At 68.5% G+C, this 13,889-nt stretch carries 12 protein-coding genes; 5 read left to right on the forward strand and 7 right to left on the reverse strand.

Annotation, left to right across the window (positions count from 1 at the left end; translation table 11 throughout):
* Positions 1–230 precede the first annotated feature (230 nt).
* From P2T62_RS11615 to P2T62_RS11625, 3 genes are all read left to right on the forward strand, one after another.
* The gene (locus P2T62_RS11615) at positions 231–1,871 is read left to right on the forward strand and encodes a potassium channel family protein (protein ID WP_420028454.1); all 1,641 of its coding nucleotides are present in this window, start codon (positions 231–233) and stop codon (positions 1,869–1,871) included.
* Positions 1,872–1,983: 112 nt separating this feature from the next.
* On the forward strand, positions 1,984–3,090 hold the full coding sequence (locus P2T62_RS11620) for a deoxyhypusine synthase (protein ID WP_276261561.1): 1,107 nt from the start codon (positions 1,984–1,986) through the stop codon (positions 3,088–3,090).
* Positions 3,091–3,215: 125 nt separating this feature from the next.
* Positions 3,216–3,524, forward strand: coding sequence for a hypothetical protein (locus tag P2T62_RS11625; protein ID WP_276261562.1), 309 nt, complete (start codon positions 3,216–3,218; stop codon positions 3,522–3,524).
* 253 nt (positions 3,525–3,777) lie between these two features.
* On the opposite strand, the gene P2T62_RS11630 is transcribed toward P2T62_RS11625, so the two are convergent.
* From P2T62_RS11630 to P2T62_RS11645, 4 genes are all read right to left on the reverse strand, one after another.
* Positions 3,778–5,001, reverse strand: coding sequence for an MFS transporter (locus tag P2T62_RS11630; protein WP_276261563.1), 1,224 nt, complete (start codon positions 4,999–5,001; stop codon positions 3,778–3,780).
* A 117-nt stretch (positions 5,002–5,118) separates the two neighbouring features.
* Positions 5,119–6,162, reverse strand: coding sequence for an FAD-binding oxidoreductase (locus tag P2T62_RS11635; RefSeq protein ID WP_276261564.1), 1,044 nt, complete (start codon positions 6,160–6,162; stop codon positions 5,119–5,121).
* 97 nt (positions 6,163–6,259) lie between these two features.
* Positions 6,260–7,414: an actin-like salactin gene (locus P2T62_RS11640; RefSeq protein ID WP_420028455.1), complete on the reverse strand. Its 1,155-nt coding sequence runs from the start codon at positions 7,412–7,414 to the stop codon at positions 6,260–6,262.
* Positions 7,415–7,537: 123 nt separating this feature from the next.
* A complete protein-coding gene (locus P2T62_RS11645) occupies positions 7,538–7,924 on the reverse strand; it encodes a FlaD/FlaE family flagellar protein (RefSeq protein WP_276261566.1) in 387 nt (128 codons plus the stop codon).
* Positions 7,925–8,226: 302 nt separating this feature from the next.
* Between P2T62_RS11645 and P2T62_RS11650 the strand changes: the two genes are divergently transcribed.
* On the forward strand, positions 8,227–8,421 hold the full coding sequence (locus P2T62_RS11650; RefSeq protein WP_254822335.1) for a cold-shock protein: 195 nt from the start codon (positions 8,227–8,229) through the stop codon (positions 8,419–8,421).
* A 475-nt stretch (positions 8,422–8,896) separates the two neighbouring features.
* On the opposite strand, the gene P2T62_RS11655 is transcribed toward P2T62_RS11650, so the two are convergent.
* The 3 genes from P2T62_RS11655 to P2T62_RS11665 form a co-directional block, all read right to left on the reverse strand.
* Positions 8,897–9,580, reverse strand: coding sequence for a winged helix-turn-helix domain-containing protein (locus P2T62_RS11655; protein ID WP_276261567.1), 684 nt, complete (start codon positions 9,578–9,580; stop codon positions 8,897–8,899).
* A gap of 64 nt (positions 9,581–9,644) precedes the next feature.
* The gene (locus P2T62_RS11660; RefSeq protein WP_276261568.1) at positions 9,645–11,813 is read right to left on the reverse strand and encodes a PAS domain S-box protein; all 2,169 of its coding nucleotides are present in this window, start codon (positions 11,811–11,813) and stop codon (positions 9,645–9,647) included.
* A gap of 220 nt (positions 11,814–12,033) precedes the next feature.
* On the reverse strand, positions 12,034–12,645 hold the full coding sequence (locus P2T62_RS11665; RefSeq protein WP_276257254.1) for a class I SAM-dependent methyltransferase: 612 nt from the start codon (positions 12,643–12,645) through the stop codon (positions 12,034–12,036).
* Positions 12,646–12,758: 113 nt separating this feature from the next.
* Here P2T62_RS11665 and P2T62_RS11670 point away from each other — a divergent pair, with 113 nt between their 5' ends.
* Positions 12,759–13,853: a CapA family protein gene (locus P2T62_RS11670; RefSeq protein WP_276257255.1), complete on the forward strand. Its 1,095-nt coding sequence runs from the start codon at positions 12,759–12,761 to the stop codon at positions 13,851–13,853.
* The last annotated feature ends 36 nt before the right edge of the window (positions 13,854–13,889 follow it).

Consider the following 13,889-nt stretch of genomic DNA (forward strand, 5'->3'; position numbering starts at 1 on the left):
GCGGCCGGAAGGACCTTCTGATGGCGGCGGTCCATCGGGGTGGCCGCGCCGTGGATGGTTCGGAGCGGGTGGCCCGGTTCGGCTGGTCCGGGACGGGCGGTCACGGCCTGTTCGCCCCGTGTCGGCATCGGTCGATGGAGACGCCGAGGGGTCGGTTCGTGGGGTCGCCGCCCGGAACCGGGGGCGCCGGGAACGGCGGTGGGATTAGGACCCCCCGTGCGGAAGCGGAGATAATGGTGTGGCGCAACCGGCGTGCGGCCTACTACTTCGGCGCCGTCGTGCTGGTGTCGGTGGGGTTCACGCTCGTCTACAACTTCGGGATGCGGGTCTGGGAGCAGGACCCACAGCCGCTCTACCGGTCGTTCGAGGTGGTCTTCCAGACGTTCACCACGACGGGCTACGGCGAGGACGCCCCCTGGTCGAGTCCGCAGATGAACGTCCTCGTGGTGGTGATGCAGGTGACGGGCATCGGGCTCATCCTGACCGCAGTCGACGTGTTCGCGGTCCCCTGGATCCGGAGCGCGCTGTCTGCCGACCCGCCCACGGCCGTGCCGGGGCTGAGCGGTCACGTCGTGGTCTGTGGGTACACCTCCATGGGGGAGGCGTTCCTGGCGGAACTGGCGGCTCGCGACCACGACTACGTCATCGTCGAATCCGACCGCGAGGCCGCCATGGAACTCCACCGTGACGACGTCCCGGTGGTCCACGGCGACCCGGAGACCCGAGAGACGCTGGAAGGGGCGGGCATCGCCGACGCTCGCGCGGTCCTCGTCGACGCCCCGGACGACACCAGCGCCAGCATCGTCCTCACGGTCCGGGAGGCAGCCCCCAACGTCACCGTCGCCACGCTCATCGAGGACGCCGACCTCGCGCAGTACCACCGTATCGCCGGGGCCGACGCGGTCCTCTCACCCCGCCAGCTCCTGGGTCGCAGCCTCGCCGCACAGGTCCCGACGGCGGTCTCGACGCGGGTGGAGGAGGGTATCACCATCGGCGACGACTTCGAACTCGTCGAGCTGGCCGTGCGCGAGGGGAGCGACCTCGCCGGCCGGACCTTCGCGGAGACGGCGGTTCGCGACCGGTTCGGTGTCACCGTCATCGGCGCGTGGGTCGACGCCGACTTCCACACGCCGGTCCCACCGGGGACCGACATCGAGGCAGGCACCCGGCTCCTCGTCGCGGGCGGCCGGGAGGAACTCGACTCCCTCCGGGATGCCACGGCGGCCAGTCTGCGGCCACTCGGGCCACAGCAGGTCGTCATCGCGGGGCTCGGGCAGACCGGCTCCGCCGCACGGGAGGTGCTGGCGGATACCAACACCCACCTGACCGTGCTGGACCTCGATGACGGCGAGCACGTCGACATCGTCGGCGACGCACGGGACCCGGACCGGCAGGACGAACTCGGCATCCCGGATGCCGATGCGTTCCTGCTCACGCTGGGTGACGACACCTCGACCGTGTTCGCCACGCTCGTCGCACGGGACCGGAACCCCGACCTCGACATCGTCGCCCGGGCGGACGAGGAGACCGACGAGCCGAAGCTCTACCGCGCCGGCGCGGACTACGTCCAGTCACTGGCCACCGTCAGCGCACGGATGATGCTCTCGACCGTGTTCGAGGACGAGGAGGTGCTGGGGTACTCCCAACGGATCGAGGTCGTCCAGGCACCGGCCGGGGACCTGGCGGGGCGGACCCTGGCCGAGGAGCGCGTCCGCGAGCGGACCGGCTGTACGGTCCTCGCGGTCGACCGGGACGGCGAGACCCTCACCCACCTGGACCCCCACGAGTTCGTCTTCGACGACACCGACGAGGTCGTGGTCGCGGGGACGGACGAGAGCGTCCAGCGGTTCGAGGAGCAGTTCGTCGACTGAGAGCCGGAACCGGTCGCGACCGGGGACCCGGTCGGACGGCCCCGGCCTGCGTTCGACGCCCGGGGCAGGGCCAACCACGCCGTTCAAACGCCCCCCGCCCGCACCGGCGGGTATGACCGACGACGGCCACGACGATGGGCAGGAGGACGGCCACGGACAGGAGACTCCTGACCACGACGGGCAGGAGGACCACGCGGACACACCGGAGCACGACGACGAGCCACCGCGCGAGGAGTTCAGCCACGACCCCGTCTCGCACGTCGACGTCGGCGCCGGGATGAGCGTGGCCGACCTCGTCGCAGCGTACGGCGACGGCGGCATCGGCGCCGCCGACCTCCACGAGGCGGTCGACGTGACGGCCGCGATGTTCGACGACGACGTGACCACGCTGATGGGGCTGGCAGGGGCGATGGTGCCGGCCGGCATGCGTGCGCTCGTCGCGGACCTGATCCGGGACGGCCACGTCGACGCGCTGGTCACGACGGGCGCGAACCTCACACACGACGCCATCGAGGCCATCGGCGGGAAGCACCATCACGGCCGGGCCCACGCGCCCGACCGGAGCGAGCGCGAACACGACGAGCAGCTCCGGGACGAGGGCGTCGACCGGATCTACAACGTCTACCTCCCGCAGGAGCACTTCGCTGCGTTCGAGAGCCACCTCCGCGACGAGGTGTTCCCGGAGCTGGGCGAGGAGGTCGTCTCCATCGCCGCGTTCACGGACGCGCTGGGCGCGGCGAACGCACGCGTCAACGACCGCGAGGGCATCGAGGAGGACGCCGGCATCGCCGCGGCCGCACACGAACACGACGTGCCGATCTACGCCCCCGCGGTGCAGGACTCCGTCCTGGGGCTGCAGGCGTGGCTCCACTCGCAGGTGTCGGCCTTCTCGCTGGACGCGCTCTCGGACATGAGCGACCTGAACGACCTTGCGTACGAGGCCGACGAGACGGGCGCGCTCGTCGTCGGTGGTGGCGTCCCGAAGAACTACGTGCTGCAGACGATGCTGGTGACGCCCGGCGCGTACGACTACGCCGTCCAGCTGACGATGGACCCGCCCCAGACCGGCGGACTCTCGGGTGCGACACTGGACGAGGCCCGGTCGTGGGGGAAACTGGAGAAGGAGGCCCGGAACGTCTCCGTCTACGCGGACGCGACCATCACGCTCCCGCTGGTCGTGGCGGGGGCGCTGGACCGGCTGGAGCCGGCCGACCGGTGACACCGCCGACCCTCCGACCACCCGGGGTCGCGGGACCGCCGGGGCCGTCGGGACCGCCGGGGTGGGGCGCAGGTTTCCGGACTGTCGTCACAACTATCACCCGGGTTCCCCAACGCTCGGATGTCATGAGCGCAGACGAGGACAGCGACCCGGTGGAGGAGCTCACCCAGATGTTCGAGGACGGTCCGTTCTCGGACCTGCTGGACGGGACCGACATCGACCCCGAGGACTTCGTCCAGGACCTCATCGACGCCGCCGACGAGACCAACACCGCGCTGGAGGACCTGTTCATCGAGATGAACGAGTCCAGCCCCATCCCCGGGAGCGACCTCCTCGCCGAGCTGGGCGAGGAGACCCAGCAGACCCGGAAGGAGCTGCTGGATATGCTCCGCGACGCGACCGAGAACGCCGGCGGTCGCGGCCGCCGCGACTGACGGCGCCCACCGGTCCGTTCATCTGCGGCCGGACTCGACCTCCGGTCGACGGTGCTATCCTTTCGGCCACCGTCGAGGCCACCAACCGCGTGGGTGTCACGCAGCGTCGCTCCGATGCGATGAGCAGTCGCTCGACCGGATCGATGACCTGCAGCATGGAGGTCGAGGGGCCGAAGCAGGCGGAAGGGCCGCAGCAACCCAAAAGCACACACGGGAGGGCTTCAGCCACGGCGGGTCGCTCGACGTTCTGTTCCTATCGCGCGAACAGCGCTCGGCGGTCGACCTCCAGTCCCAGCAGGAACGGGAGCGTCGCCAGCGCCAGCAGCAACTCCAGCACCCCCGCGAGCAGGAACGCCGTCCCGAACCCGAACGCGTCGGCCGCGGTCCCGCCGCCGACGATGCCGACGAGGAAGCCGACGCTCCCGAAGACGTTGAAGCCGCCCATCGCGGTGCCGCGTTCGCCCGCGCCCGCCAGGTCGGTCACCAGTGCCATCGTCGCCGGCGCCATCAGCGCGCCCAGTACACCGACCGCCACCATCGCGACGGCCACGAGCGGGACGGTGGGTGCGACCCCCACGAGCATCACGCCGACGCCGTAGAGCGCCGACCCGGCGACGATGGGGGCGGTGCGGCCCACGCGGTCCGAGAGGACACCGAGGGGGTACTGGAGCAGCGCGAACGGGACGAAGAACGCACCCAGGAGCAGGCCCGTCGTGGCCGGCGTGGCCTCGAACGCCGTCCGGAAGTAGAGCGTCCCGACGAGCGCGAAGAAGCCCGCGGTGAGGCGGTCGACGAAGCCGAACGCGTACGGGACACCCAGCGCCGGCGTCCGCCGGAGTCCGGCCAGCACCTCGCGGAGCGAGTCGCGCCGTCGCGCGCCCCCTTCGTCCCCGTGCGGCCCGCCACGGGCGGGTGAGGGCTCGCCAACGAACAGCGCGAGCCCGCCCGCCAGGAGCAACGACGCGGCGGCGACCCACAGCGGCAGGAACGGGCTCACGCCGTAGAGCTGGCCGCCCAGCGGCGCGCCCAGCGCCGTCCCGGAGCCGATGGCGATACCCGCGGCGCCCATGTTCCGGCCGTGGCCGCCACCGAGCTCCATCAGCGCGGTCATCGCCAGCGAGAAGGGGGCGATGGTCGCCGCACCCTGCAGCGCCCGCAGGAGGAGGACCGCCTCGAACGATGGGGCGAAGGCCCGGGGCAGGACCGCGAGCGCGGCGTAGCCGAGCGCGCCGGCGACCGCCCCGGCGACGATGAACGGGACGCGCCGGCCGGCGGCGTCGCTGGCGGCCCCCCAGACCCCCGCGAACAGGACGAACGCGGCGAACTCGGCCGCGAGGAACCACATACTCGCGTCCAGGTCCGTCGTCGCGCCCAGCGCGCCCACCAGTCGGTCGACGCCAGGATAGAGCAGCACCTGCGCGAGCAGGACGCTGAAGACGACCAGCGCCAGCACGACCCGGGCCCGACGGTCCGACATCGAGCGCCCGTAGGTCGTCCCGGGTCATGCCTCTTCTCCCCTGTCGTCGCCCGGGTGCCCTGCCGCGCGTCGGCACCGGAGCGGCCTGCCCCCCGCGTGCCCGCGGTGCCCGCCGGACTAGCCGTAGCTCTCCACGCGCACGAGCCCCTCGGGGAGGTCGAGCGCCTCCAGCACCTCGACCACGCCGTCGGCCATCGCGCCGAGCCCACAGACGTACGCCTCGGTCCGGCCCGGGTCGATGCGGGCGTCGACATCCACCGCCGGCTCGGCGGCCGCGGACTCGGCGTACGGGTCCGGCAGGGCGTCGACCGCGTCCGAGTCGAGGTACTTCAGCAGGGTCCGCTGGACGTAGTCGGTCTCGCCGGCCCAGTTGGTGAGGAACGACTCCCGCGAGAGCGTCGGGACGAAGTGGAAGTTGTCGCGGGTCTCGGCCAGTTCACGGAACGCCTCGCGGTAGGGGAGATGGTCCGCCCAGCCCGAGCCCAGGAAGAGCCACACCTGCCGCGGGCCGCCCTCGAACTCGTCGAGTCCGGTCTCGAAGAGGTGGTCGACCATGCTCTTGAACGGCGCCACGCCGGTTCCGGTGGCGACGAAGACGAGGTCGCGGTCCGACGGGGCCTGCAGGGTGAACTCGTCGCCGAACGGACCCCGGACGAAGAGCTCGTCACCCACCGACGCCCGGTCACAGAGGTCCGGTGTCAGCTCGCCACCCGGCACCCGCCGGATGCACAGCTCCAGCTCCTCGTCGCTCGGGGGGCTCGCGATGGAGTAGACCCGCGGCTCCTCGCCGGCGTAGCTGATGCGGACGTACTGTCCGGGAACGAAGTCCAGCCCCTCCTCGAGCCGGAACCGGAGGCGTACGAGCGAGGGGTAGGGCTGCTCCACCCGGCCGACCAGCGCGTCGAGGCGGTCGGCGAGGTCGGCCGGACCGCGGTCGGCGAGGTCGTCCGCGACCGCTCGCCACGCCCTGGGCTCCTCCGACACCGTCCCCAGCCCCGCGATGGCGGCGTGGTCCGCGATCCGGTCCCGGAGTGCGGCGACCGCCGCGTCGACCTCGCCGGTGCGGTTGTGGTCCATCGGCTCCGCCGCGGTGATGGTGGCTCCCTGGTCGACGATCTCCGCGGCCTCGGCCTGCTCCCGTGGCGAACGGTCGGGCGGCATCGGATGGGTGTTCCAGCGACCGCGTGTTACGTCCTTCGGCACGATGGGCGGGCGTACAGCACGGCACTGCGGCGAGGAGAAGGGTACCGACGGTCGGTCAGTAGGCGTCGCGCTCGACCAGCCGGTCTGCGATGCGCTGGGCACCGCGGGCCGCGGCCGTGACCGGGTCGTCGGGGGCGACGACCGTCACGTCGCGCTGGAGTTCGTCCTCGAGCCGGGTCTCGAACGCCTCGACCAGCCCCGGGATGCAGGTCATCCCGCCCGTGAGGACGACCGGGTTGTCGAGTGCGAGGTTGTACGTCTTCATCGAGTCGTTGGCGAACTCCGAGAGGAAGGTGTTGGCCAGCTCGTCGACGGCCTCGTCCACGTACTCGTCGACGGCCTCCATCACGCTCCACTCGATGGTGAACTCGTGGCTGCCGCCGCCGGGCTGCTGGATGACGTCCGTGAACGGCTCGAACTCCTCGAAGTCGGCGTGCTCCTCCTTGTACTCGCGGGCGGTCGTCCCGTCGATGTTGACCCGGCCCTGGGTCTCCTCCTCGACGAGGTTGGCGATGCGGCGGTCGACCTCGTTGCCGGTGACCGCGCCGGTGGCGAAGTGCGAGAGCTGCTCGCCCCGCCGGTAGGCCGACGCCTCCAGGTTCGTCGAGCCGAGGTTGACGCCGACGAAGATGGACTCGATGGCCTCCAGCCCGTCGCCCATCGCCGGGATGGCGCCGCACAGCGACTCGGGGTACGAGCGGATGGCCCGCTCGCCGACACCGCTCTCGTCGATGACCCGCTCCAGGTTCCCGAGCCCGCGTTCGTTGTCGATACTGGGGATGGCGTAGACGACGACGCTGTCGGCGTCGACGGCGTTCGAGGCGACGACCTCCCGGAAGAACTGGCCCGCAAGGTCCGCCCGTTCGTCGTCCTCCGGCAGCCCGGAGCGGAGCATGAACTCCACCTCGTCGGGGTACTCCGTCGCGGCCTCCTCGCCGTACAGCAGTCGCTCCTCCCCGGTGAGCGCGTCCTCGTAGGTCGCGAGACAGGTCAGCGTGGTCGTCGCCTCGGTCGACCCCCCAGCGCCCGGGTACACCAGCACCGTCCGCGTGCTGCCGAGTTTGACCCCGACCGGAGCCGGTGTGCCCCCTTCCACCGTTCCGGCGGGCTCCGACCCGGTATCGGCGCCCGAGCGGGTGCCGGACCGGGAGTGCTCCCTGTCGTCAGCTGGGGGCTCGGGCTCGCCCGCTTCCCCACGGTCCCAGTCCATCTCCTCTCCGTCCTCCTCATCCTCCGCCGCTCCCACACCGTCCTCGGGTTCGGTGGCCATACCTGGGGGTGGACTGAGTACGGTAAATAGCTCCGCACTATCCCGGAATAGCCCGGTTCTTTATCACTCAGGGTCCGTCTCCGCCCACTCTGCCAGCCGGGCGATGCGTGCGAGGCTCCGCATGTGGTGGGCGCGGTCGAGCTGGTCGAAGCCACCAGGCTCGTACCCGACACCCAGCAGGTGGTCCTCCAGTCGGTCGCGCACCTCCGGGGTGATCCACCCCATGAAGCGGTAGTACTCCAGCGCGGCGACGGCGCCCTCGAACCCGCCGGCGTCGACCAGCTCCGTCAGCCAGTCCAGCACGAACACCCGGGTCTCCGGGCTCGTCGGCAGCTGTTCCAGGTAGGGGAGACTGACTCCCAGGTTCCCCCCAGCCCCCGGTTCCGACGTGGAGGATGCCCGCAGCTCGCGGAGTTCGTCCACGTCGTACTCCAGCGGGTCGACCCTCATCGAGCGGTGATGCGTCCCGGGTGGTGATAACGGACCGGGCCACCCCGGTTCGATTCGGCCCGGTCCGCGACGTCGCCGTAGCAGCGTGTCGACGACGGCCATCGCGACGCGCCCGGGGAACCGTGGATACGTCCGGAATCCGTCGCGCAACCGACCACCCCGCAGAGAATGGTCCCAGGAACACAGATAAATCCCCACATCTCTCGATAAAATCCGATTACGAGCCATTACGCTCGTAGCTCTGCAGCAACTCTCGGATATTCGGAACTCTTATACACGTTATCGCGCTCTGTTCATTCGCAATGGCAAACGGTAAGGTTGACTTCTTCAACGACACGGGCGGTTACGGTTTCATCACGACTGAGGACTCTGACGAGGACGTGTTCTTCCACATGGACGACGTCGGCGGCGAGGACCTCACGGAGGGTACCGATCTGGAGTTCGACATCGAACAGGCCCCGAAGGGCCCGCGCGCGACGAACGTCGTCCGCGCCTGAACTGACGGCTACGCACGTCGCCTGACGGCGACCTCGCGCACCGCAACTTCTCGGAACGCTACACCGCGAGCGACGGCTCCGGGGTGCCCGGCAGCAGACCCGACTCGTTTTGCCACCGGCCGGACTACCGACGACCGGCCGATGACGAGCGCTCGCACCGAGCCGGCGTAGGCACCCGGCGATGACGAGCCCTATGAGTGCCGAGGCCGACCACTACGGTCCCGTCTCGAATTTTCGACGCTTCCCGTTCTCGCTTGCAGCGGGATCGCATTCATCGATCGGAGCCCCCGAGAGCCACCACGTTCCATCAGCGGTACTCTCACGGTTGCCAGTCCCCCACTCGGATACCTTCATCTGTGTGAATGTGTTCGAACTCCCGGCCAGCGCCGTCAGAGCACTCACCCGCGAGCGGTCGAACGGTCTCGTCCCCCTTTCCCGCGCTGCCGAACTCGCGGCATGATCGACCCATCAGTGGTCATGACTGTTCGACTTCCCGGTCCCGCACCTCCGCGAACCACCGTTCGAGAACTGCGTTACCCGTATAGCGGACGCGGTTCCCGGTCGCATCGACCTCGATGAGGTCCGCCGCCTCCAGTTTTGGGAGATGACGGTGCGTAAGCTCGGTCCTGACGGTCGAGACCTTCCGTCCCGAGATCGGGCTTCCTGCGAGTTCTTCGGCTAACTCGCCGACGGTCCTGGTCCGGTGTTCGTGCAGACAAGCGAGGATCGCCCGGCACTGCCGGTTCGTGAGCGAATCGAGGGTTGCGGTCGTGGTGGCAGGAGGGAGGTCGGGTTGCGTCACGAACGTCCGTAGGTCCGAATCCGTCCAGAACGGATGCTGCGTGCGCCTGATGGAACCCCCGTCGGTTCGTTCGATCAGGTCGTGGGCCTCGAGCAGTGGGAGATGCGTGTGGTGGAGTGATATCCGGACCTTCTCCCCGGCATCGGACGTGACTGCTTCTGGAGCGTGCCCTGATTCGTGCGAGGCCACGGCTCGAGCCAGCTCTGACACTGATACAGGACCGTCAGCCTGGTCAAGAACACTGAGAAGCACTCGCCGTCGCCTGGCAGCGAGTATCTGATAGAGTTCGCTTGCCTCCTCTCTCTCGGCGGCCAGGAAGTGTTGAGACCAGGAGGGTGAATCTGCTGAACTCGCCATTACTCCGTGTGGAGAGTCTCCGGAAAGGTAAGCGGCGCTTCAAAAGGGTTTGATTCGCCCCCGGTTACCCTGTCGAGTCGAAGAACGCGGAGACCAACTTGCGTTCGCCGTGCCGGATGTGGTGTGAGACAGTGCCCTGTGTCACGTCCAACCGCTCGGCCAACTCTTCACCGGTAATGGCGCGCGGCCAGTCGAAATATCCCGAGTAGTACGCTACCTCCAGCGCGGTCCGCTGTCGTTCAGTCAACTGCTCGTCGAGATCGGAGAAGACATCGTTCAGCCGTGGCTTCTCCCGTACGACCTCAGTTTGACTGACGACCTCTGTCCTCGGGTACACGTCCTCGACAAGGTCGATCACTTCCCTGACGTCGGTGGTAGAGGGTACACCGACAGTGAATCGGAATTCCCCGTTCTCGAAAGTGCCCCCGACTATTCGACTATCGTACTTCGCTAACTGTGAGGCACCTGCCCTCTGAGAGGTTTTCACCTCGACTCGTGATTTGGACCCCGTCCCTGGGATCACGTGACATTCGGAATCCGGATAGAAGTCCTCAGTCACGTCGATGAACACCTCCGGGGCGATTCCAGCTATCGAGTAGTAGGTGAGAGTCTGACCATCCGTGAGGCCAACAGATCTCTCGATCGAGATGGTGAACGAGTCATGACCGATGACGTCGAGATATGCATCTGCGATTCCGGCTGATCGGAAGGTGACCTCGGTGACCCGGTCTTCCAGCAGGGCTCGTTTCCGGTTGATCGAACTGATCGCGTGTCCAGCGATCTCGCCGAGTCGTCCGATGATGCGGCGTTCGCTCTCGTCGAAGGCGTTCTCGCGTGCCGTGTAGACATTCAGGACACCGTAGACCCGTTCCTCGCAGGTGATCGGAATCGATATCCCCACCCGGTGGTGAATCTCTCTCGACTGTCGCCACTTGTCGAACACGGGATCGGCGGGGCTGTCGTAGGTGACCTGAACCTCGCCCGTTCGTACCGCTTCGGCGACCGGTCCGTGACTCGTCGGGTCATCGGTCTCGGTCGAGAGAACAACGTTGGAGAGCCTGGCCTCGTCCGGTCCGGTGATGTGCGGGACGATGGTCTTGCCGTATCGATCGAGGTGGCCGATCCAGGCGTACTCGTAGGAGTCGGAGTTCGTGAGGTGGGTCGTGATCGTTCGCTCGACCTCCTCCCGTGAGGACGATTCGATGACAGCGCCGGTGACGTCCTGGAACACCTGGTTGAGGCGGTTTAGCGCCGCGAGTTCCTCTTCGAACCGCTTGCGCTCGGTGATGTCGCGAACCACCGCGACGACACCACGGTCGTCGTCCTCGTCCGATGGGAACAGTCCAAATCGAACTTCGACAGGGATCGTCCCACCGTCTTTCGTTTCGAGTACGATCTCGTGCTGAGCAACGTCTCCAACGGCGTTCAGCCCCGCTTTCAGCTCTTCCCCTTCGAGGAAGTGGTCAGATGATGCTACTCGTGAGGCGTGTGTCCCGATCAACTCTGCAGGGGAATAGCCGAGCAGTTCCGCGTACGCGTCATTGACCATCGAGAAGTGGCCGTCACCATCCACGGCAACAATCCCATCACCGACCGTCTCCACGATGGTACGGTACTCTTCCAGTTCCTGCTGGCGACGCTTCCGTGTCGAGACATCGCGGAAATACACCGACAGACCCGTCTCCGAGGGGTAGATGGAGTTCTCGAACCACGCGTCCAACGGGTCGTAGTAGTCCTCCAGAGAGACCGGTTCCTGGGTTCCGTGTGCCTCGTGAATCGCGGTCTCGAACTCGTCGGTCAGGTCGAGCTCGGTGTGGATGTCTCGGCCGAGGACGGCGGGTGCGTCCAGGTCGAGGAGGTCCGCTGCTCGGGTATTCAGGTAGGTGAACCTGAACTGGTCGTCGAGGCCGTAGAAGCCGTCCGTAATCCGCTCGAGCACCGCATCAACGGTGGGTCCTGCCTCGCTACGTTCTGGCTCCCTTTCGCTTGCGCGCCCACACTCGGAGGGGCCCTCGCTTGCTCGCCACCAGACCCGGGCGTTGGCACCTGCTTTCTTTGTCTCGAGGTCGCCCCTGCCCACCAGCTTCTCCAGACGTTTGTAGACCGTTCGTCGGCCGACGTCGAGCGCGTCTGCCACCTCCGGTGTCGTGAGTGGTTCGCAAGGGTCGTCGCTCTGGTCGAAGACAGCGAGCGTTTCGACGTAGATTCCCTCCGAACTACCAGACGATGACATACCCCCCTGGAGAGGACCAGTGGCTATAGCAGTTCCGTCGATGGCACTGCGACGCGGTACCCTTCGCTCAGCTCGATCTCTCCACGGTAGCGTTATTGAAAGCCGATATTTGATACTGGCCGGAGCCTCCGTGAGCGCCGAGGCCGCATCCCTAACGGTAGACGGACCGATGCCACAGCCGGCGGACCAGCGACGGAATCACTGTCCCGGAACGTGTTGTTTACCTCGCCCGGAAGGCCCGGAGCGTGTCGCGCCCACAGTCCTCGACGCCCACCTGCTCGAAGCCCAGGTCGGTGAAGACAGCGTTCCAGTCCCGGTAGTACAGCGGGACCTCGTCCTGAACGTAGTTGACCGCCGTCCCGTCCGGTGGCGACTCCCCGTCCCCCTCGTTCTCGACGGTGACCACGAGGTCGCTCGTGACGCGGGCGACCTCCTCGAACACCCACTCCGCGTCGGGGTGGATGTGCTGGAGGGTCTCGACGGAGTAGGTCACGTCGAACGCGCCGTCCTCGAACTCGGGGAGGACGGCCTCGATGGCGTCGAGGTAGAAGCGCCCGGTCGCGGCCAGGTCGGGGTAGGTCTCGCTCATCACCTCCAGCGCCTCGTCGTTCAGTTCGATGCCGGCGAGGCGGTCGAAGCCGGCGTCGTGGAGGTGGGCGAGGTGCCGCCCGGAGCTACAGCCCAGTTCCAGCACGCGCGCGTCCCGGTCCACCCGCTCGAGCGCACGCAACACGGCCTCGCTCCGTTCGTCCGCCCCGTAGTAGGCGTAGTACGCCGGCGAGTACTCGCCGGACCGCTCGGCCCACTGGCGACGGACATCGTGAGAATCCACACGCACACAACAGGGGGCAGCGGCATAGGCCCGTCGGAATCGACCCCAATGCGAGTCCGCGGCCGGGCGTGTGACCCCGGGATTTTCATCCGCTCCGGTGGTGGCATCGACGGATGGCCCCGACCCGTCGCGCCGCGCTCGCGGCGACCGCGACGCTCCTCTCGACAGCGGGCTGTGCTGTCAGGTCCGTCTCCGAGGGGACCGACCCGACCGGCGACGCGCGGGTCGGGCTCGCGGGCGACGTGATGCTCGGGCGGAGCGTCGACGAGCGCCACGACGACCGGCCCCCGGCGTCGGTGTGGGGGTCGATGCTGCCCGCGTTGGGGCGGCTCGATGGGACCATCGCCAACCTGGAGTGCTGTATCTCGGACCGGGGAGAGCGGTGGCCCGACAAGGTCTACTACTTCCGCGCGGGCCCGGAGTGGGCGCTGCCGGCGCTGGAGACCGCCGACGTCGCCGCCGTCAGCCTCGCCAACAACCACGCCCTCGACTTCGGGGCGACCGCGCTCCGGGACACCCTCGACGGGCTGGACCGGCGCGGCATCACGGCCGTCGGTGCCGGGGCGGACCGCAGCGCCGCGCTCACCCCGGCCGTCGTCGACATCGGTGGGGTCACCGTCGCCGTCATCGGCCTGACGGACCGGATGCCGGCCTTCGGTGCCGGCCCCGAGCGCCCGGGGACGGCCGTCGCGGCGCTGGCCGGCCGGAGCCGCCGGACGCGCCGCCTCGTCCGCGGACTGCTCCGGCGACCCGCGGTGGCGGCTGCGGACCTCGTCGTCGCCTCGCTCCACTGGGGCCCGAACTGGACGCTCGTCAAACACCCCGCGCGCCGTGCGTTCGCCCGGTGGCTCGTCGACGAGGGTGTGGATGTCGTCCACGGGCACAGCGCCCACGTCCCGCAGGGCATCGAGGTGTACGACGGCGCCCCCATCCTGTACGACTGCGGCGACCTCGTCGACGACTACGTCGTGAAGCCGGACCTGCACAACGACCGGAGCTTCCTGTTCGAACTCGTCGTCGAGGACGGCACCGTCGTCGCGGTCCGGCTGCATCCGGTCGAGATACGGCGGAGCACGGCCCACCGCGCGGAGGGGGCCGTGGCCCGCTGGCTCCGCGACCGGATGCGTGCGCTCTCGGCACGGTTCGGAACGAGCGTCCGTGCCGAGTCACGAGGAGGGGTGCTTCGGGTTCCGGTTCCCGGCGCGTGAAGCCGCGAGGAGGGTGGGGCTTCGAGGGGACGACCC

It is taken from the genome of Haloglomus litoreum (genome assembly GCF_029338515.1).
GTDB lineage: Archaea > Halobacteriota > Halobacteria > Halobacteriales > Haloarculaceae > Haloglomus > Haloglomus litoreum.